Raw genomic sequence first — 18,494 nt, 5'->3', positions numbered from 1 at the left:
GGACGGCCGCAATGCCCACTCCGACGGCGGCTGACCGGCACGGGGAGTTTTGTCACGTCACTTGCCAAGTCGGGCGGCTTGCACGCCCGGTGGTGGCACATGAGGCAGGGTGGCGCACATCACAGCGACCATCATCCCGCCCAGCAGGAAGATGTACGAGCCTGCGCCCGCACCGAAGACGAAGTCTCCTTCAGGACGGGTGGTGGTCAGCAGCAGTACGGCGAGCAGCCAGCCGGCGGCCGCCGCGGCGGCACCGATCCGGGTGCCGAGGGCTTTGACGCCGCCGTAGCAGAGCCCGCCGATGGCGAGCAGCGCGAGCAGCAACCCGCCCGGGAACCAGGCCGCTTGGGCGAGTGCGCCCGCCGCGCCGACGAGAACGCCGAGCACGGCCAGCGCCGCGTAACCGGCGAGGCGACCGGCGCTCACCGGTCCGCCCCCGGCGTGGCCGGCCCGGCGATTCCGGCGAAGAGGTCGTCCTCCGGCACCTCGCCGCCCGGTTTGCCCTGGACCAGGCGGTAGAACTCCTCGACGAGGAGCGGCTGTCCGAGGTCGTTCGACAGCGCGAAGAAGGGCCCGTCCACGGCGATCTGGGTGGCGTGGGCACGCATGGCCGCCGTCTTGGCCGCCGCGTACTCGCGTCCGTCGATCCGGGCCGTCACTTCGGAGTCCTCGACGACACCCGGCAGATCGTCCGCCGTGGCGATCCCGCCGAAGGTCAGATTCGCCTCGCGCAGCCTCGCGAAACCGGCCACCGCGGCCGAACGCGGCAGACAGTTCCAGTAGATCTTGTCGATGGCGTGCGCTTCGCCGAAGTCCCGGCGGTAGGCGGGCTCGGCAGCCAGTTCGGCGGCGCGCATGGCGACGCGGTGGGCCTGGATGTGATCGGGGTGGCCGTAGCCGCCGATCTCGTCGTATGTCACCAGCACCTGCGGCCGTACCTCCCGCACCACCGCGACCAGGTGCGTCGCGGCCTCGTCGACGTCGGCCCGCCAGAAGCAGCCGGGACGGTTGTTCTGCTCGGTGCCCATCATCCCGGAGTCGCGGTAGCGGCCCGGGCCGCCGAGGAAGCGGTGGTCCGTGACGCCGAGCTCGGCCATGGCGGCGGCGAGTTCGCCGACGCGATGGGCGCCCAGCGCGTCCTCGCGGTCGGCGGCGAGATGCGCGAGCCCTGGCGGGATCACCTCGCCCTCCTCGCCGAGCGTGCAGGTCACGAGGGTGACAAGGGCGCCCTCGGCCGCGTACTTGGCCATCGTGGCGCCGTTGTTGATCGTCTCGTCGTCCGGGTGTGCATGCACGAGCAGGAGACGGCGGCCGGGAAGATCGGTCATGGCTACAGCGTACGAGCCAGGGAGCGTACGAGCCGTGGCGGCGGCCGGCCTGGCCGCTGCCGGAGCGGCCCCTGCCGCGGACGCTGCCGGGGCCCGGGAGCCGTCAGAACTTGATGCCGCCGATCATGCCGGCGACGTTCGTGGTCAGCTCGTTGATCGTCGGGGCGACGGAGGAACTCGACAGATAGAAGCCCAACAGCATGCAGACCACCGCGTGTCCGGCTTTCAGCCCGGATTTCCGGATCAGCAGGAAGACGATGATCGCCAGCAGCACCACCGCCGAAATCGAAAGTGCCACGGCGGTTCACCTCCAAAGACGCGGCCGAGGACAAGGAGCGCACAACTTCGCTGTACCGCGGGCGTCGAACCCACTATGCGCAACTGATCATAACTTTCCGCTCCCGAGCACGAATCGGTGCACGGGAGCAGACGAGGGGCGCACGGGTCGCCTCGTCGGCGCGGCCGCGTCGTGCCTGCGCAGCCCGCCCTGCGCGCGGCGGTCCCATCGCCGCCGAGCGGGGCGGCCGCTCGCTGCCGCAAGGCGGCCCTCGCTCGACGCGCGAGTGAGACCCGCTCGCAGGAGACCGCGCGGCCCGGCCGACGGAGTGCGTACGTATGCACACCGCAGAGCACACCTTCCACCAAGGCGACCCCCACCCCGCAGGGCCCCGGGCCGCGGCGGCTGTCGGCGGAGCCCGCAGGCGGGGCCGTCACCGGCGGCGTGGCGGAAAGCACAGCTGGGGTGGTCGACTGCGGTGTGCCGGGTGGCAGGCGCGCATAGGGTCTGTCCATGACCGGACAGATCTCCTTTCCGCGCCAGTACGCCCGCACCCAGCGCTTCACCCTCGGCGCCCCCCGCGCCTTCACCGTGTCGCCGGACGGGACCCGGGTCGTCTTCCTCCGCTCGCGCAGCGGCACCGACCGGGCGAATCTGCTCTGGGTGCGCGATCTCGAATCCGGACAGGAGCGGATCGCCGCCGATCCCGCCGCGCTGCTCGGCGGCGCCTCCGAGGAGCTCTCCGCCGAGGAGCGGGCCCGGCGCGAACGCAGCCGGGAGGGGTCCGCGGGCGTCGTCGGCTACGCGGTTGACGAGGCCGTCGAATTGGCCGCTTTCGCGCTCTCCGGCCGCCTCTTCACCGCCGAGCTCCGGGCGGGCACCGCGCGCGAACTCCCCGTCCCCGGCCCGGTCGTGGACCCGCGGCCCTCGCCGGACGGGCGGCGCGTCGCGTACGTCGCCGGCGGCGCCCTCCGCGTCGTGGACGCCGACGGCGCGGGCGACCGGGCGCTCGCCGCACCCGGCGGCGGCGAGAGCGAGAACGCGGACGGCGTCACGTACGGCCTGGCCGAGTTCATCGCCGCCGAGGAGATGGACCGCTCCCGCGGCTTCTGGTGGTCGCCGGACAGCGAGCGGCTGCTCGTCGCCCGCGTCGACGAGTCCCCCGTCCAGCGCTGGTGGATCGCCGACCCGGCCAATCCGGACCGCGAGCCGCAGGAGGTCGCGTACCCCGCCGCCGGGACGCCCAACGCCGACGTCCGGCTCCTCCTCATCGGCCTCGACGGCTCCCGCACCGAGGTCGAGTGGGACCGCGCCGCGTACCCGTACCTCGCGCGCGTGCACTGGTCTCCCGCGGGCCCGCCGCTGCTCCTCGTGCAGGCTCGCGACCAGCGCGGCCAGCTCTACCTCACCGTGGACACGGAGACCGGCCGGACGCGGATGCTGCACGCCGACGAGGACCCGGTCTGGCTCGATCTCTTCCCCGGCGTGCCCGCGTGGACGCCGGACGGCCGGCTCGTACGGATCGCCGACGAGGGCGGGGCGCGCGTGCTGGTCGTGGGAGCCCGGCCGCTCACCGGGCCCCAGTTGCACGTACGGGCCGTGCTGGACGTCTCGCAGGCCGACATCCTGATCTCGGCGTCCGCCGGTCCCGAGGCGTCGGATCCGGCCATCGGCGAGATCCACGTGCACCGCGTCAACGAACTCGGCACCGAGCGCCTCTCCGAAGGCCAGGGCGTGCACTCCGCCGTCCGCTCCGGCACCGTCTCCGTGCTCTCCTCGGCCACGCTCGGCGCGAGCGGTGCCACGGCCCGCGTCCTGAGCGACGGCAAGTCCGTGGCGACCATCACCTCCTACGCGGAACAACCGGTGCTGACGGCCCGCGCGCGGCTGACAGAGGCGGGCACGCGCCGTATCCCGTGCGCCGTTCTGCTGCCCACGGACTACCGCGAGGACCAGGGGCCGCTGCCCGTCCTGATGGACCCGTACGGCGGTCCGCACGGCCAGCGCGTCGTCGCCGCCCACAATCCGCACCTCACGTCCCAGTGGTTCGCCGACCAGGGCTTCGCGGTGGTCGTCGCCGACGGCCGTGGTACGCCCGGCCGTTCACCCGCCTGGGAGAAGGGGGTCATGAACGACTTCGCGGGCGCGACCCTCGACGACCAGGTGGAGGCCCTTCAGGGGCTGGCCGGAAACCACCCCCTCGACCTGTCCCGCGTCGCCATCCGCGGCTGGTCGTACGGCGGCTATCTCGCCGCCCTGGCCGTGCTGCGCCGCCCCGACGTCTTCCACGCGGGCGTGGCGGGTGCGCCGGTCACCGACTTCCGGCTGTACGACACCCATTACACGGAGCGGTACCTCGGCCACCCGGACGAGCAGGGCAAGGTCTACGCGGCAAACTCACTGGTGACGGACGAGGGCCTGTCGGGCGCGGCGGAGACGCACCGCCCGCTGATGATCATCCACGGACTCGCGGACGACAACGTGGTCGCCGCACACACCCTGCGCCTGTCCTCGGCGCTGCTCGCCGCGGGCCGGCCGCACGAGGTGCTGCCGCTGTCCGGGGTCACCCACATGACGCCGCAGGAGCAGGTGGCCGAAAACCTGCTGCTGCTTCAGGTGGCCTTCCTGAAGCGGTCGCTGGGCATGGCCTGACGGACTCTCCCCCGGCCGCGGCCGAGCCGACCGCAGCCACCGGGGCGGAGCCGCGGGTGCGCAGCGGCCGTGCGTCTCACCGGCCGGGCGGGGGCGGGGGCGGCCGATACTCGCCACCGCGGCTCCCGCCCGCGTAGCCATGCGCGCTCCCGTACTGTCCGCCCCCGTGCGGCTCGCTCCCATACGGCTCGCTCCCGTACCGCTCGCCCCCGTACGGCTCTGCCTCCGGTCGGCGGCCGCGCCGTCCCAGTGCCGCGAGCACCACGACCCCGGCCAGCAGCTCGAAGACCGCCGTGGCCACGCTCAGTTGGTCCCGGACCGGCAGGTCCCAGACGTGCGCCAGCAGCCCGGTCCGCCGTTGCGCCGATACGCCCGTCAGCCCGCGGGCGAGCAGCATCGTGGCCGCCGTCATGCCGAGCGGCCGGGAGAAGGCCGTACGCGCGAGGGCCGCGACCGCCGCCGCCAGGCTCACGAGGACCACCGTCCAGGCGAGCCATCCGAACGGCGGCTGGAGCAGCGCGTAGACGTTCTGCGGGCCGTCGCCGACGAGCAGCTTCCCGTAGGTCCGCCAACCCCACTCCCGCGCCCAGTGGATCTGCCAGGCGGCCACGGCCCCCGCCGCAACGCCCAGGAAGAGAAAGGCGATGACGGACGCGGCCCGGCCGGGGCGCACAACACCACCCACGCCTCTGCCCTCGCCGCCCACGCCTCTGCCCTCGCCCCCGTCCATGCGCCGGCGCCCTGCCGCGACGGCGACAAGCAGCGCGACGCCGGTCAGCACGCCCGTCCCCGCCGTCAGCGTCGCCCGGGACCGAAGGTCCTCGTCGACCACGCGCATCCAGCCGGACTGGAGCGTCCACAGGCTGGGGATCCGCAGCGCGATGGTGACGACCGCCGCGGAACCAAGCGCTCCAGCGGCGGAAACAGATCCGGCAGCAGATCCGGGAGCAGAAGCGGAAGCCGAAGCCGGGGCCGACCGGAGCGCGGCGATCGCCGCCCCCGTATGCACACAGACCAGCACCGGGTCCGCCAGCGACGTACCCCAGATGCCGCCCTCCGCCCGCGACGGCATCCCCGCCCAGAGCCACCACACGTCCGCGGTCTCCACCGCCGCGTGGGCGTCATGCATGATCCATACGAACTCGACCAGCGCGAGCAGAGCGAAGGCAATTGCCCCGAATAAGCGCGCTCCGCGCATCAGTGTGCGACTCTGCCCCATAGCGCCCATGGTGGCGGTTCTACCCCGCGTGACACCGAACCGACAAGCGACCGGCCGGGGACGGCGGCAAAGCCCTCCCCGGCCGGTCTACGGCACCCGCACGGCCGTACGCTGTCCAGCGTGACGCGTCCGTATATCGGTGTTGCGTCAGTCAAGTTGCTTGCTTGTTAACGAACTTGGTCCGCATAAATCACTCATGTCCCCCACGTGCGGATGTTGTCAAGCACGCGCGCACCTCAATCTGCGAAATCTTCGCTCAAGAAGCACAGAGTCGGCCGCTCCCCGCCGCTTTGCCTCTTGACGCGCGTTGATTCGCTCGTAAGAGTTCCGCTCAATCAGCAGCGCAGACCCGCTGCTTACGTGTCAAACAATTTTTCGCCTCGGGGGCAGGTAGCCAAAATGACGAGCCCAACCCAAGCGGCTGGTACGGCGGCTGAGGCAGCAGTGGTTCCCGAGACCCCCACCAAGGGATCCGGACCGGACCAGTCGCTGACCGGCCGCTCCCCCGGCCAGCTGATGTGGCTGCGCTTCAAGCGCGACCGCACCGGCGTCCTCTCCGCCTTCGTGGTGCTCTTCTTCTTCGCGATCGCCGCGCTCGCCCCGGTCATCTCGTGGCTCTACGGCAAGGACCCGTACACGCTGTACGGCCAGGAGCAGATCGGGCTGCTGGACGACTTCGGCGACCCGGTGGGCGCGAACGGCGGCATCTCCGGCGACTTCTGGTTCGGCCTCGAACCGAACCTCGGCCGCGATGTGTTCACGCAGCTGCTCTACGGCATGCGCACGTCCCTCTACACCTCGGTGGTCGTGACCATCCTGATGGTGGTCACCGGTGTCGTCATCGGCCTCGTCGGCGGGTACTACGGCGGCAAGGTCGACTACTGGCTCGGCCGGATCACCGACTTCCTCCTCGCCTTCCCCCAGCAGCTGTTCCTCATCGCCACCATGCCCGTGGTCGTCGCGGTCTTCGTGAATCCGCAGGAGGAGACCCCGACCTACATCCGGGCAGCGGCCATCATCATCGTGCTGTGGTTCCTGGGCTGGATGGGCATGAGCCGCCTGGTCCGCAGCTCCACCCTGTCCCTGAGGGAGCGGGAGTTCATCGAGGCCGCGAAGGTCACCGGCGCCTCGCCCTGGCGGATCATCCGCAAGGAGCTGCTGCCGAACCTGGTCACGCCGATCCTGGTGCAGGCCACGTACATGCTGCCCTCCACGATCCTGTCGGTCGCGTTCCTGTCCTACATCGGCGTCGGCTTCCAGGAGCCGACGCCCGACTGGGGCCGGATGTTCGCCATCGCGGGCCGGATCTACGAGACGAACCCGACCTACATGTTCTTCCCGGGCATCGCCATGGTGATCTTCGTGGTCGCCTTCAACCTCTTGGGCGACTCGGTCCGGGATGCCTTCGATCCGAAGTCCGGACGGTGACCTCCATTCGAGGGGGGTGGCTGCCGACCCTTCGCCGGACCGTCCGCACCAGCCGGACCCCGTCCGCACCCGGTAGCACACATGGATCACAACCGACAGGCAGGAGCACCCGACGTCATGAACACCGCCTCTTCGCGCAGAGCGCGCGCCATCGTGGTTGCGCTCGCGGCAGGGTCGCTGGCGCTCGCCGGCTGCAGCAGCGGCAGCAGCAGCGAGAAGGACAAGTCCAGCACGCAGGAGGACGCGAAGTCCCAGTCCGAGGCGGTCGCGCTCGGTGACGCCGCCGCGTCCACCGGCCCGGCCAAGGAGGTCCCCGGTGCCAAGCCCGGCGGCACGATCACGGTCTGGCAGACGGACGACTTCTCGCACTTGGACCCCGGACAGAGCTACGTCAGCGACGCCACCCTGCTCGGCCGCCTCATCCACCGCGGGCTGACTCAGCTCGAGGAGGACGACAACGGTGCCAAGACAGTCGTCGGTGACATGGCGACCGACTCCGGCAAGTCGTCCGACGGCGGCAAGACCTGGACGTACACGCTCAAGGATGGCATCAAGGACGAGAAGGGCAACGCCATCACGTCCAAGGACGTCCGCCACACCGTCGAGCGCCTGTACGCGCCGTTCATCAGCGACGGGCCGACCTACCTCCAGCAGTGGCTGTCCGGCGCCGGCACCACGTACCGCAAGGCGCTGCCCGACGGCCCCTACAAGGGCAAGCACCTTCCGGACTCGGTCCTGGAGACCCCGGACGAGAAGACCATCGTCTTCCATTTCAAGGAACCGCAGCCCGACCTGCCGCAGGCGCTGGCCATGCGGGGTTACTCCATCGTTCCGGAGAAGGCGGACACGAAGGAGAAGTACGACACCAAGCCGGTCGCCCTCGGCCCATACAAGATCAGCGAGTTCAAGCCCGGCAAGGTCATGAAACTCGTCAAGAACGCGAACTGGGACCCGAAGACCGACTCGGTCCGCCACCAGTACGTCGACGGCTTCGACATCACGTACAACGTCCAGGACGCCGAGCAGACCAAGCGCATCCTGGCCGACCGCGAGGAGGCCAAGAACGCCGTCCAGTTCACCGGCGCCGTCGACATCAGCCAGGCCAAGAAGGTCGTCAACGACAAGGCGGCCTTCGCCCGCACCATCCGCGGCTACCAGCCGTACGTCTGGCAGCTCAACTTCAATCTGGACCGCATCAAGGACAAGAAGGTCCGCGACGCGATCACCTACGCGCTTCCGAGCATCCAGATCATCCGCCCCGACGGCGGCACCTACGGCGGTGAGCCGGCCGGCGGTCTGCTCGCGCCGACCCTCCCGGGTTATGAGAAGGGCTACGACCCGTACGGCAAGCTCAAGAAGCCGAACGGCGACCCGGAGAAGGCGAAGAAGCTGCTCAAGGAAGCCGGCAAGGAGGGCATGAAGCTCGTCTACGCCTACGCCAACACCGAGATCCGCCAGCAGCAGGCCGTGATCATCGCCAATGCGCTGGAGAAGGCCGGCTTCGACGTCCAGAAGAAGGACATCGACAACGCCACCTGGTACGAGCAGGTGGGCAAGGTCAAGAACGGCCTGGACATCTACATGACCGGCTGGGGCCAGGACTGGTCCTCCGCCAGCACCGTCATCCCGCCGTCCTTCGACGGCAGCCAGATCCAGGACGGCTCGGCGAACTACGCGCACCTCAACGACAAGCACGTGAACTCCGAGATCTCCCGCATCGCGAAGATCACCGACCCGGCGAAGGCGACTGCCGAGTGGGTCAAGCTGCACAAGTACATCGTGGAGGAGATCAACCCGGCCGCCCCGATGTACTTCACCAAGCAGTTCCAGATCTACGGCTCCAACGTCGGTGGCGCCCGGTACAACGCGGACACCAGCTACATCGACGTCACGCGGCTGTACCTGAAGAAGTAACAGCACAGCACTGAACCGGGGGGTGCCTGCCAGGCGGAGCAGGCACCCTCCGGCCAGCCGCCCCCCTCCCAGCCGCCGTCCCGAGAGCAGCGAATCGTCATGCTTCAGTTCCTCATTCGCCGGACGTTCGGCGCCGTCGCGATCCTGATTCTGATCAGCGCGTTCACCTTCTTCCTCTTCTTCGCCATCCCCCAGGACCCGGCCACCCTGGCGTGCGGCAAGAACTGCACCGCACCCGCGCTCGAGGTCATCCACAAGAACCTCGGGCTCGACCAGCCGGTGCCCGTGCAGTACTGGGAGTTCATGAAGGGCATCCTCGTCGGCCGCGACTTCGCCGTCGGCCGCTGCGACGCCCCCTGCTTCGGGGTGTCCTTCAACAACAACCAGCAGGTCTGGGACACGATCGTCGACCGGTTCCCGACCACGGTCTCCCTCACCGCGGGCGGCCTCGCGGTCTTCCTGACCGTCGGCCTCGGCGCCGGCATCGTCGCGGCCCGCCGCAAGGGCACGATGACCGACAAGACCGTCAGCTCGGTCTCGCTGGTGCTGAGCTCGATGCAGATCTACTTCCTCGGCCCGATCGTGCTCGGCATCTTCGTCTACAGCACCGGCTGGCTGGAGAACCCCAAGTACGTACCGATCACCGAGAATCCGGCGGGCTGGTTCATGGGCCTGCTGATCCCCTGGTGCGTCATGGCGGCGATCTTCACCGCGCAGTACACGCGTATGTCGCGCTCCACGCTGATCGAGCAGCTGCAGGAGGAGCACGTACGCACCGCGCGCGCCAAGGGCATGTCGCGGAACTACGTCTTCTACCGCTACGCCTGGCGCGGCTCGCTGACCCCGATCGTCACCATCCTCGGCATGGACCTCGGCGCGCTCTTCGGCGGCGCCATCGTCACCGAGCAGACCTTCAGCCTCGCCGGCATCGGGCGCCTCGCGGTGCAGTCGGTGCAGAACAAGGACCTGCCGCTCACGATGGGCGTGATGCTCGTCAGCGCCGCCTTCATCCTGCTGTTCAACATCATCGTGGACGCCGCGTACGCCTTCATCGACCCGCGCGTGCGCCTGTCCTAGGAGAACCCCCCGTGACCACTCTCACCAAGACCGAGGGCGAGCCCGCGCCGACCGGCTCCGACGCCTTCCTGTCCGTGCGCGACCTGCACGTGCGGTTCTCCACCGAGGACGGCATCGTCAAGGCGGTCGACGGCCTCTCCTTCGACCTCGAACGGGGCAAGACGCTCGGCATCGTCGGCGAGTCGGGCTCCGGCAAGTCCGTCACCAACCTCACGGTGCTGGGCCTGCACAACCCGGTCGGCACGACCGTCTCGGGCGAGATCCTGCTCGAGGGCCAGGAGCTGACCGGCGCGCCGGAGAAGACGCTGGAGAAGCTGCGCGGCAACAAGATGGCGATGATCTTCCAGGACCCGCTGACGGCGCTCTCGCCGTACTACACGGTGGGCCGGCAGATCGCCGAGCCGTACATGAAGCACACCGGCGCCTCCCGGCGCGAGGGGCGGCAGCGCGCGATCCAGATGCTCGAGAAGGTCGGCATTCCGCAGCCGAAGCTGCGGGTGGACGACTATCCGCACCAGTTCTCCGGCGGCATGCGGCAGCGCGCGATGATCGCGATGGCGCTCGTCTGCAACCCGGAACTGCTGATCGCGGACGAGCCCACGACCGCGCTGGACGTCACCGTGCAGGCGCAGATCCTGGACCTGCTCAAGGACCTGCAGCAGGAGTTCGGCTCGGCGATCATCTTCATCACCCACGACCTCGGGGTCATCGCCAACACGGCCGACGACATCCTGGTGATGTACGCCGGCCGGGCCGTCGAGCGCGGCACGGTCAAGGAGGTCCTGCGCTCCCCCCGGCACCCGTACACCTGGGGGCTGCTCGGCTCGATGCCGCGGATCTCCTCCGGGACCGACGAGGAGCTGCTGTCGATCCCCGGCAGCCCGCCGAGTCTGCTGAACCCGCCGAGCGGCTGCCCCTTCCACCCGCGCTGCGCCTTCGTCTCCGAGGTCGCCGGGGGCCGGTGCTCCGGCGAGCGGCCCGTGCTCCCCGAGGGCCGCGGGTCAGCCTGCCACCTGACGGGCGAGCAGAAGGAGACCTTCTTCATCGAGCAGATCAAGCCCCGGCTGGGCTAGGGAGATTCACCGTGACCGACAAACTCACCCTGCCCACCCCGCGCGACGCCGATCCGGCGTCGGCCGAGCCCCTGCTGACGGCGGAGGGTCTGACGAAGCACTTCCCCATCAGGGGCGGCTTCCCGATCAAGCGCACCGTCGGTGCGGTGAAGGCCGTGGACGGCATCGACCTGACCGTGCACGCGGGCGAGAGCTTCGGCCTGGTCGGCGAGTCCGGCTGCGGCAAGTCCACCACGGGACGGCTGCTGACCCGGCTGCTGGAGCCGACCAGCGGCCGGATCACCTACCGGGGCCAGGACATCACGCGGGCGAACCGCAAGCAGCTCGCGCGGGTCCGCTCCGAGATCCAGATGATCTTCCAGGACCCGTACTCGTCGCTGAACCCGCGGCAGACGGTCGGCACGATCATCCGTGGCCCGATGGAGATCAACGGGATCAACCCGCCGGGCGGCCGCGAGAAGCGGGTGCGCGAGCTGCTGGAGACCGTGGGCCTCAACCCGGAGCACTACAACCGCTTCCCGCACGAGTTCTCCGGCGGCCAGCGGCAGCGCATCGGCGTGGCCCGCGCGCTCGCGCTCGAGCCGAAGCTGATCGTGGCGGACGAGCCGGTCTCGGCGCTGGACGTCTCCATCCAGGCGCAGGTCGTCAACCTGCTGCAGGAGCTCCAGCGGGAGCTGGACATCGCGTTCCTCTTCATCGCCCACGACCTCGCGGTGGTACGGCACTTCTCGCACCGTGTCGCGGTGATGTACCTGGGCAAGGTCGTGGAGATAGGAGACCGCGACTCGATCTACAACCGGCCGCGGCACCCGTACACGCACGCGCTCCTCTCCGCCGTCCCCGAGGTCGAGCTGGACGAGGAGACGCCTTCCCGCGAGCGCATCCGCCTCGCCGGGGACGTGCCTTCGCCCATCAACCCGCCGTCCGGCTGCCGCTTCCGTACGCGGTGCTGGAAGGCCCAGGACAAGTGCGCGACGGAGGAGCCGCCGCTGGTCCGGATCAGCGGGAACAGGGAAGGGCACCTGACGGCGTGCCACTTCCCGGAGGAGCCGACGATCGCGGCGCGCGACGAGGACGTGATCCTCGACCCGGCGCTGGCCGCGCTCGAGGACGCGGACTAGGCCCCGGACCAGGCCCCCACGGGTCCGAGTTCAACAGCCCCCGGACGCACCGGCACCGGCCGGGAGTGTCCGGGGGCTACGCGTGCGCTGCCCCCGCCGGGAGGCCGGCCCGCGGCTTCTCTTCGGCGAAGTGGCAGGCCGACGGGTGCGCGACCGGTCCCGTGACGCCACGGAAGTCCGCCGGGACCGCCAACCGGGGCTCCTCCAGCGCGCAGCGCTCCGCCGCCTTCCAGCACCGCGTACGGAAGCGGCAGCCGGACGGCGGGTCGGCAGGCGAGGGGACGTCGCCGTCCAGCAGGATGCGTGTCCGCCGCTCGCGCGCCCCGGGGTCGGGCAGCGGGGCGGCCGAGAGCAGGGCCTGGGTGTACGGGTGGGTGGGGTGCTCGTAGATCTGCTCGTCGGTGCCGGTCTCCACGACCCTGCCGAGGTACATCACCGCGACCCGGTCCGAGATGTGCCGGACCACGGACAGGTCGTGCGCGATGAAGACGTAGGAGAGCCCGAACTCGTCCTGGAGCCGCTCCATCAGATTGACGACCTGCGCCTGCACGGAGACGTCGAGCGCCGAGACCGGCTCGTCCGCGACGATGACCTCCGGGCGCAGGGCGAGGCCGCGCGCGATGCCGATGCGCTGCCGCTGCCCGCCGGAGAACTGGTGCGGATAGCGGCCCACGTACTCCGGGTCGAGCCCGACGACGTCCAGCAGCTCCTGGACCCGCCGCCGCCGGTCGCCCCTGGGCGCCACCTCCGGGTGAATGTCGAAGGGCTCGCCGACGATGTCGCCGACCGTCATCCGCGGATTGAGCGAGGTGTACGGGTCCTGGAACACCATCTGGATGTTCCGCCGCACGGCCTTCAGCGCGCTCCCCGACAGCTTCGTGATGTCCTCGCCGCGGTACCGGATCTCCCCTTCCGTCGGCCGCTCCAGGTTCACCAGCAGCTTGGCCACGGTCGACTTGCCGCAGCCGGACTCGCCGACGATGCCCAGCGTCTCGCCCCGCGCGAGGTCGAAGGAGACCCCGTCCACGGCCCTCACCGCGCCGACCCGGCGCCGGAAAACGAGGCCCTGGGTGAGCGGGTAGTGCTTGACCAGGTCGCGCACCCGGAGGATTGCCTCATCCATCGAGCGTCTCCTTCCAGAAGTGGCAGGCGCTGGTGCGGCCTTCGGCCACGTCGTGCAGCGGTGGGACGTCCGTGCGGCATGCGTCGCGGGCGCGGGGGCAGCGGGGGTTGAAGGGGCAGCCCGGCGGAATCCTGAGCAGGTTCGGCGGCAGGCCCCTGATCGCGCAGAGCTCCCGGCCCTTCCGGTCCACGCGTGGGATCGAGTCCAGCAGGCCGCGGGTGTACGGGTGGGCCGGGCGCTTGTAGAGCTCGTGCACCGGGGCGGTCTCCACAATCCGCCCCGCGTACATCACCGCGATCCGGTCCGCCACATCCGCGACCACACCCAGATCGTGGGTGATCAGAATGAGCCCCATCGCGTACTCCCGCCGCAGCTCCGCCAGCAGGTCCATCACCTGCGCCTGGACCGTCACGTCCAGCGCCGTCGTCGGCTCGTCCGCGATGATCAGGTCCGGCTCGAGCGCCATCGCCATCGCGATCATGATGCGCTGCCGCATACCGCCCGAGAACTGGTGCGGATAGTCGTTCACCCGCTGCCGCGCCGCCGGAATCCGCACCCGGTCCATCAGCTCGACCGACCTGGCCTTCGCCTCCCTGCGGGACAGGCCCTGGTGGACGCGGAACATCTCGCCGAGCTGAGAGCCCACGCTCAGCACGGGGTTCAGCGACGACAGCGCGTCCTGGAAGATCATCGCCATCCGGGCGCCCCGCACCCTGCGCCGCTCCTCCGCGGACGCGGTCAGCAGGTCCCGCCCCTGGAACAACACCTGACCGCCCGTCACACGGCCCGGCGGGCTGTCGAGAATGCCCATGGCCGCCTGCGCCGTCACGGACTTGCCGGAGCCCGACTCGCCGAGCACGGCCAGGGTCTCGCCCGCGCCGACGCTGTACGACACTCCGTTGACGGCCTTCGCGACACCGTCCCTCGTACGGAACTCCACGCGCAGATCGCGCACTTCGAGCAGTGCGGTGGTCATGGGACGGCTCCTCAGCGCAGCTTCGGATCGAGGGCGTCGCGGACCGCGTCGCCGAGCATGATGAAGGCCAGCACGGTGATGCTCAGCGCGCCCGCGGGCCACAGCAGCATGTGCGGGGCGTTCCGGATCTGGGGCGCGGCGTGGGAGATGTCGATGCCCCAGGAGACGGTCGGCGGGCGCAGGCCGACGCCGAGGTACGAGAGCGTGGCTTCCAGCGAGATGTACGTGCCGAGGGCGATGGTGGCCACGACGATGACCGGGGCCACGGCGCCCGGGGCAACGTGCCGCAGCAGCAGCCGCGTGTTGCTCGCGCCGAGCGCCCGGGCGGCCTGCACGTAGTCGTTCTCCTTGGCCGTGATGACCGCGCCGCGCGCGATCCGGGACACCTGCGGCCAGCCGAGCAGCACGATGAAGCCGACGACCGGCCACACGGTCGAGCTGGTCACGACGGACAGCAGGACCAGGCCGCCGAGGACGACCGGGATGCCGAAGAAGATGTCGGCGGTCCGGGAGAGCAGCGCGTCCCCCCAGCGGCCGAAGTAGCCCGCGAGCCCGCCGAGAAGGCCGCCGAGCAGGGCCGCCCCGAGGGTCGCGCAGACTCCGACGGTGAGCGAGGCGCGGGCCCCGTGGACCGTACGGGTGTAGACGTCGCAGCCCTGGGTGTCGTAGCCGAAGGGGTGTCCGGGCCCGGAGCCCTGCTGGGACTTGGACAGGTCGCACTGGAGCGGGTTGCCGCTCGCGATCAGCTGCGGCCAGACCGCGATCAGCACGAGGAAGGCGATGAGCAGCGCGGAGACGAGGAAGACGGGGTTGCGGCGCAGCTCGCGCCAGGCGTCGGACCAGAGGCTGCGCGCCGGTACGGCGGTGGCGGCGGCTTCCGGTCCGGGCTCGGGCGCTCGGCCGGAGCCGCGGTCCGTGCCGGCCGGCTGCCGCTCGAGCGTCTCCTCAGGCATAGCGGATCCTCGGGTCGAGTACGGCGTAGAGGACGTCGACGAGCAGGTTCGCCAGCAGGAAGACGATCACGAGGATGGTGACGAAGCCGACGACGGTCGGCGCGGTGTTGCGCAGGATGCCCTGGTAGAGCTGGAAGCCGACGCCGTGGATGTTGAAGATCCGCTCGGTGACGATCGCGCCGCCCATCAGCGCCCCGATGTCGGTGCCGATGAAGGTGACGACCGGGATCAGCGAATTGCGCAGCAGATGCCGGGTGATGACGTGCCGTCGCGGCAGCCCTTTCGCGACGGCCGTCCGTACGTAGTCGGCGCGGACGTTCTCGGCGATCGAGGTGCGGGTGAGCCGGGTGACGTACGCCAGGGACACCAGGGCCAGGACGGTGCCGGGCAGGATCAGCTCGCCGAGCGGCGCCTCGGGGGATACGGACGGCCTGATGAGGCCCCATCGGACGCCGAAGAGGAACTGCAGCAGATAGCCGGTGACGAAGGTGGGGACCGAGATGACGACGAGGGTGAGGAAGAGGACGCCGGTGTCCGTGGCCCGGCCGCGCCGCAGCCCGCCGGCGACCCCGAGGACGACACCGATGGCCAACTCGATGACGACGGCGACGAGGGTGAGCCGTACGGTCACGGGCCAGGCCTCGGCCATCAGCTCGGTGACCGGCTGGCCGTTGAAGGCGGTGCCGAAGTCGCCCTGGAAGATCTGCCCCATGTAGTGCAGGTACTGCTGCCACAGCGGCTGGTCGAGGTGGAGCTCCGCACGGATCCGGTCGGCGGTGGCGGGGTCGGGGGCCCGGTCGCCGAAGAGCGCCGCGACCGGGTCGCCCAGCGCGTACACCATGAAGAAGATCAGGAAGGTGCTGCCGAGGAACACGGGGACCAGCTGCAGCAGCCGCCGGATGACGTAGCGTCCCATGCGGCTCAACCGACCTCGATCTCTTCGTAGACGGGGACGCTGAAGGGGTTGAGGAGGACGCCGGAGAGGCGGTCGGTGTAGCCGGCGCTGCCGTTCTGGTACCAGAGCGGGATGGCGGGCATCTGCTGGGCGAGGATCTTCTCCGCGTCCTGGAAGGTGGTGACCGCTCGGCCCTGCTCGCCCTGCGCGTTGGCGTCGTTGATGAGCCGGTCGAACGTCCTGTCGCTCCACTTGCCGTCGTTGGAGGAGGCGCCGGTGTAGTAGAGCGGCTGGAGGAAGTTCTGGATCAGCGGGTAGTCCATCTGCCAGCCGGTGCGGAACGGGCCGGTCATCTTGCCGCTGTGGATCCGGTTGCGGTAATCGGCGAAGGTCCCGACCGGGTTGACCGCACAAGCCCGGTCATGGCCCAGCGCGTTGTTGATGCTGTTGCAGACGGCGTCCATCCACATCCGGTGCGAGCCGGTGTCGACGTTGGAGGTGAGGGTCACCCTGCCACCGGGGAGGCCGCCCGCCTCCTTGATCAGCCTCTTGGCCGCCGCCGGGTCGTAGTCGCAGGCGTCGCCGCACAGGCCCGCCTTGTAGCCGCCCTGGCCGCCGAGGACGGGCGAGGTCCAGTCGCTGGCGGGGGTCCGGGTCTTCTGGAAGATCTGCTCGGTGATCTGCTCGCGGTTGATCGCCTTGGACAGCCCGATGCGGAGCTTCTCCTTCCCGGCGCCCCACTTCTTGTCGTAGAAGGGGAAGGACAGGGTCTGGATGATGCCGGCGGGCTGGTTGATGTACCGGTCGCCGAGGTCGCGCCGCACGTTCTTCAGCTGGGCGGCCGGAATGTCGTCGGCGAGGTCGAGGTTGCCGGCCAGGAGGTCGGTGTACGCGGCCTGGTTGTCGGTGTAGACCCTCAGCTCCACGCCGTCGTTGCGCGCCTGGTCGGGACCGGGGTAGCCCTCCCACTTGCGGAGCCGCATCGCGGAGCCCTTGGCGTACGACTCGACGGTGTACGGGCCGTTGCCGACGGGCTTGTTCAGCCAGGCGTCGTGGTCGTCGAAGAAGGCGCGGGGCAGCGGTGCGAAGGCCGGGTAGCCGAGGGTTTCGGGCCAGGTCGAGAACTTCTGGGTGAGCTTGACGGTGAAGGTCCGCTCGTCCTTCACCCGGAGCCCGGACATCGTCCTCGCGGTCGGCCTCCCGGACGTCGGGTGCACCTGGTCGTAGCCCTCGATGTACTCGAAGAAGTACGCGTTCTTCTGCTTGTTGTCGATCAGCGCGCCGTAGTTCCACGCGTCCACGAAGGAACGGGCCGTCACTTTCTCACCGTTGCTGAAGGCCCAGCCGTCCTTGACCGTGACGGTGAAGTTCCGCGCGTCGGCGGTGCTGATCCGCTCGGCGAGCATGTTCTCGGCCTGGCCGGTCCGCGGGTCGTACCGCTTCAGTCCGCGGAAGATCATGTCGAGGACCTTGCCGCCCTGCACCTCGTTGGTGTTGGCCGGTTCGAGCGGGTTCTGCGGGTCGCCCCAGGAGGAGCTGAGGTAGGCCGAGCCCCCGGAGCCGCCACCGCCGCCGCAGGCGGTCGCGGTCGCGGCGAGAACGAGGGCGGCCGTGCCTGCGGCGAGCGTGGCATAGGTGGCTCGGCGCATGCGGTGCCTCCTTGGAGTGCCGGGTCTCACAGGGACCCAAATAACACCCCAAGCTGGGGCATAGGACCTCTTCGCCGCGGCACTACGCGCGGTTCGCACCCCAGAACCCCCCGGATGCGGGAGCGCACATCCCTCACAGAGACGAGCGACAAGGCACCGCGGGCGCCGGTGCCGCAGGCACGCGGCAGCGGAGCGACGCACGGCGGCGGGTGCCGCGGGTACCGCGGGGGCGGGCATGGCGGGCAAGCGCCGGAGCGCGGCGGGCGCCGCGAGTGACGCGGGGCGGGTACGGCGGGCAAGCGCCGCGGGGCGGCATTCGGCTCGGCCGCCTTTCTCTTTCGTCTCGCGCCTCCGGCGCAAAGCGGCGGGCTACGGGAAGGGGGAGGGGCGGCCCGGGCCCGGTTCGCGGCCTGGCGGGCCGGTGACCGGCCGGGGTTCAGGCGGCCTTGACGGAGATCCCTGTCCGCCTCCCGCACGTTTCAGTGCCGTCCAGCACACACCCGCTGGTGCAGACGCCCACTCCGGGCGGTGGGCTGAGGTGTTCACGCGCGCGTGCGGGTCGTATCCCCTCACCCCAGGTGGGCGGCGGGCGGTGGCGTTCGGCCGGACGGGACAGCTGGGTTGCGCGCCGGGCTCCCGCCGTGCCCAGCTGAACCGAACAGCCCGGCAGCGGCATTGGGTACCCGAGGCACCCCCTGAGGCCTAGGTGATCACTTTGCCGCACCATCGGCCCACGAGAATCGGACATATGCGGTGAAAATTTGGGCCGTTGGTGCAGTAAAGTCCCATCCGCCCTCAGCCCCACCTCC

At 70.2% G+C, this 18,494-nt stretch carries 15 protein-coding genes; 6 read left to right on the top strand and 9 right to left on the bottom strand.

All coding sequences use genetic code 11. The features are described 5' to 3' along the window. Positions 1 to 57: 57 nt before the first annotated feature. The 3 genes from ACTWQC_RS23450 to ACTWQC_RS23440 form a co-directional block, all read right to left on the bottom strand. A complete protein-coding gene (locus ACTWQC_RS23450; protein ID WP_443317763.1) occupies positions 58 to 426 on the bottom strand; it encodes a DUF6113 family protein in 369 nt (122 codons plus the stop codon). Beyond that, positions 423 to 1,328, bottom strand: coding sequence for an N-acetyl-1-D-myo-inositol-2-amino-2-deoxy-alpha-D-glucopyranoside deacetylase (gene mshB / locus ACTWQC_RS23445; protein WP_443317762.1), 906 nt, complete (start codon positions 1,326 to 1,328; stop codon positions 423 to 425). The genes ACTWQC_RS23450 and mshB overlap by 4 nt, the downstream gene beginning before the upstream one ends. Before the next feature lie 103 nt (positions 1,329 to 1,431). Continuing rightward, positions 1,432 to 1,626, bottom strand: a complete 195-nt coding sequence (locus ACTWQC_RS23440) for a hypothetical protein (protein ID WP_443317761.1) — start codon at positions 1,624 to 1,626, stop codon at positions 1,432 to 1,434. Positions 1,627 to 2,118: 492 nt separating this feature from the next. Here ACTWQC_RS23440 and ACTWQC_RS23435 point away from each other — a divergent pair, with 492 nt between their 5' ends. Continuing rightward, entirely contained in the window at positions 2,119 to 4,257 is a 2,139-nt protein-coding gene (locus tag ACTWQC_RS23435; RefSeq protein WP_443317760.1) for a prolyl oligopeptidase family serine peptidase, read from the top strand. 76 nt (positions 4,258 to 4,333) lie between these two features. Here the strand turns inward: ACTWQC_RS23435 and ACTWQC_RS23430 are convergent, their stop codons facing one another. Continuing rightward, positions 4,334 to 5,386: a hypothetical protein gene (locus ACTWQC_RS23430; RefSeq protein WP_443317759.1), complete on the bottom strand. Its 1,053-nt coding sequence runs from the start codon at positions 5,384 to 5,386 to the stop codon at positions 4,334 to 4,336. A 489-nt stretch (positions 5,387 to 5,875) separates the two neighbouring features. Between ACTWQC_RS23430 and ACTWQC_RS23425 the strand changes: the two genes are divergently transcribed. The 5 genes from ACTWQC_RS23425 (at position 5,876) to ACTWQC_RS23405 (ending at position 12,089) form a co-directional block, all read left to right on the top strand. After that, positions 5,876 to 6,904: an ABC transporter permease gene (locus ACTWQC_RS23425; protein ID WP_443317758.1), complete on the top strand. Its 1,029-nt coding sequence runs from the start codon at positions 5,876 to 5,878 to the stop codon at positions 6,902 to 6,904. Positions 6,905 to 7,021: 117 nt separating this feature from the next. Continuing rightward, a complete protein-coding gene (locus ACTWQC_RS23420) occupies positions 7,022 to 8,818 on the top strand; it encodes an ABC transporter substrate-binding protein (RefSeq protein ID WP_443317757.1) in 1,797 nt (598 codons plus the stop codon). A 99-nt stretch (positions 8,819 to 8,917) separates the two neighbouring features. Further along, complete coding sequence (locus ACTWQC_RS23415; protein ID WP_443317756.1) at positions 8,918 to 9,895, top strand: ABC transporter permease; 978 nt, start codon at positions 8,918 to 8,920, stop codon at positions 9,893 to 9,895. A gap of 11 nt (positions 9,896 to 9,906) precedes the next feature. Further along, positions 9,907 to 10,968: an ABC transporter ATP-binding protein gene (locus tag ACTWQC_RS23410; RefSeq protein WP_443317755.1), complete on the top strand. Its 1,062-nt coding sequence runs from the start codon at positions 9,907 to 9,909 to the stop codon at positions 10,966 to 10,968. Positions 10,969 to 10,979: 11 nt separating this feature from the next. Further along, positions 10,980 to 12,089, top strand: a complete 1,110-nt coding sequence (locus ACTWQC_RS23405; protein WP_443317754.1) for an ABC transporter ATP-binding protein — start codon at positions 10,980 to 10,982, stop codon at positions 12,087 to 12,089. 76 nt (positions 12,090 to 12,165) lie between these two features. Here ACTWQC_RS23405 and ACTWQC_RS23400 read toward each other — a convergent pair whose 3' ends face one another. Genes ACTWQC_RS23400 through ACTWQC_RS23380 form a run of 5 tightly spaced genes read right to left on the bottom strand, consistent with a single transcriptional unit; the run spans position 12,166 to position 17,685 of the window. Continuing rightward, positions 12,166 to 13,212 carry an ABC transporter ATP-binding protein gene (locus tag ACTWQC_RS23400; protein ID WP_443317753.1) on the bottom strand — a complete coding sequence of 349 codons (1,047 nt, stop codon included), beginning with the start codon at positions 13,210 to 13,212 and terminating at the stop codon, positions 12,166 to 12,168. Next, positions 13,205 to 14,188, bottom strand: a complete 984-nt coding sequence (locus tag ACTWQC_RS23395) for an ABC transporter ATP-binding protein (RefSeq protein WP_443317752.1) — start codon at positions 14,186 to 14,188, stop codon at positions 13,205 to 13,207. The genes ACTWQC_RS23400 and ACTWQC_RS23395 overlap by 8 nt, the downstream gene beginning before the upstream one ends. 11 nt (positions 14,189 to 14,199) lie before the next feature. Then, entirely contained in the window at positions 14,200 to 15,141 is a 942-nt protein-coding gene (locus ACTWQC_RS23390) for an ABC transporter permease (protein WP_443317751.1), read from the bottom strand. After that, complete coding sequence (locus ACTWQC_RS23385; protein WP_443317750.1) at positions 15,134 to 16,057, bottom strand: ABC transporter permease; 924 nt, start codon at positions 16,055 to 16,057, stop codon at positions 15,134 to 15,136. The genes ACTWQC_RS23390 and ACTWQC_RS23385 overlap by 8 nt, the downstream gene beginning before the upstream one ends. Before the next feature lie 5 nt (positions 16,058 to 16,062). Next, on the bottom strand, positions 16,063 to 17,685 hold the full coding sequence (locus tag ACTWQC_RS23380) for a peptide ABC transporter substrate-binding protein (RefSeq protein ID WP_443317749.1): 1,623 nt from the start codon (positions 17,683 to 17,685) through the stop codon (positions 16,063 to 16,065). Positions 17,686 to 18,494 lie beyond the last annotated feature (809 nt).

Source organism: Streptomyces sp. 8N616, assembly GCF_052246385.1.
GTDB lineage: Bacteria > Actinomycetota > Actinomycetes > Streptomycetales > Streptomycetaceae > Streptomyces.
This window is presented reverse-complemented; position numbering and strand designations above follow the sequence as displayed.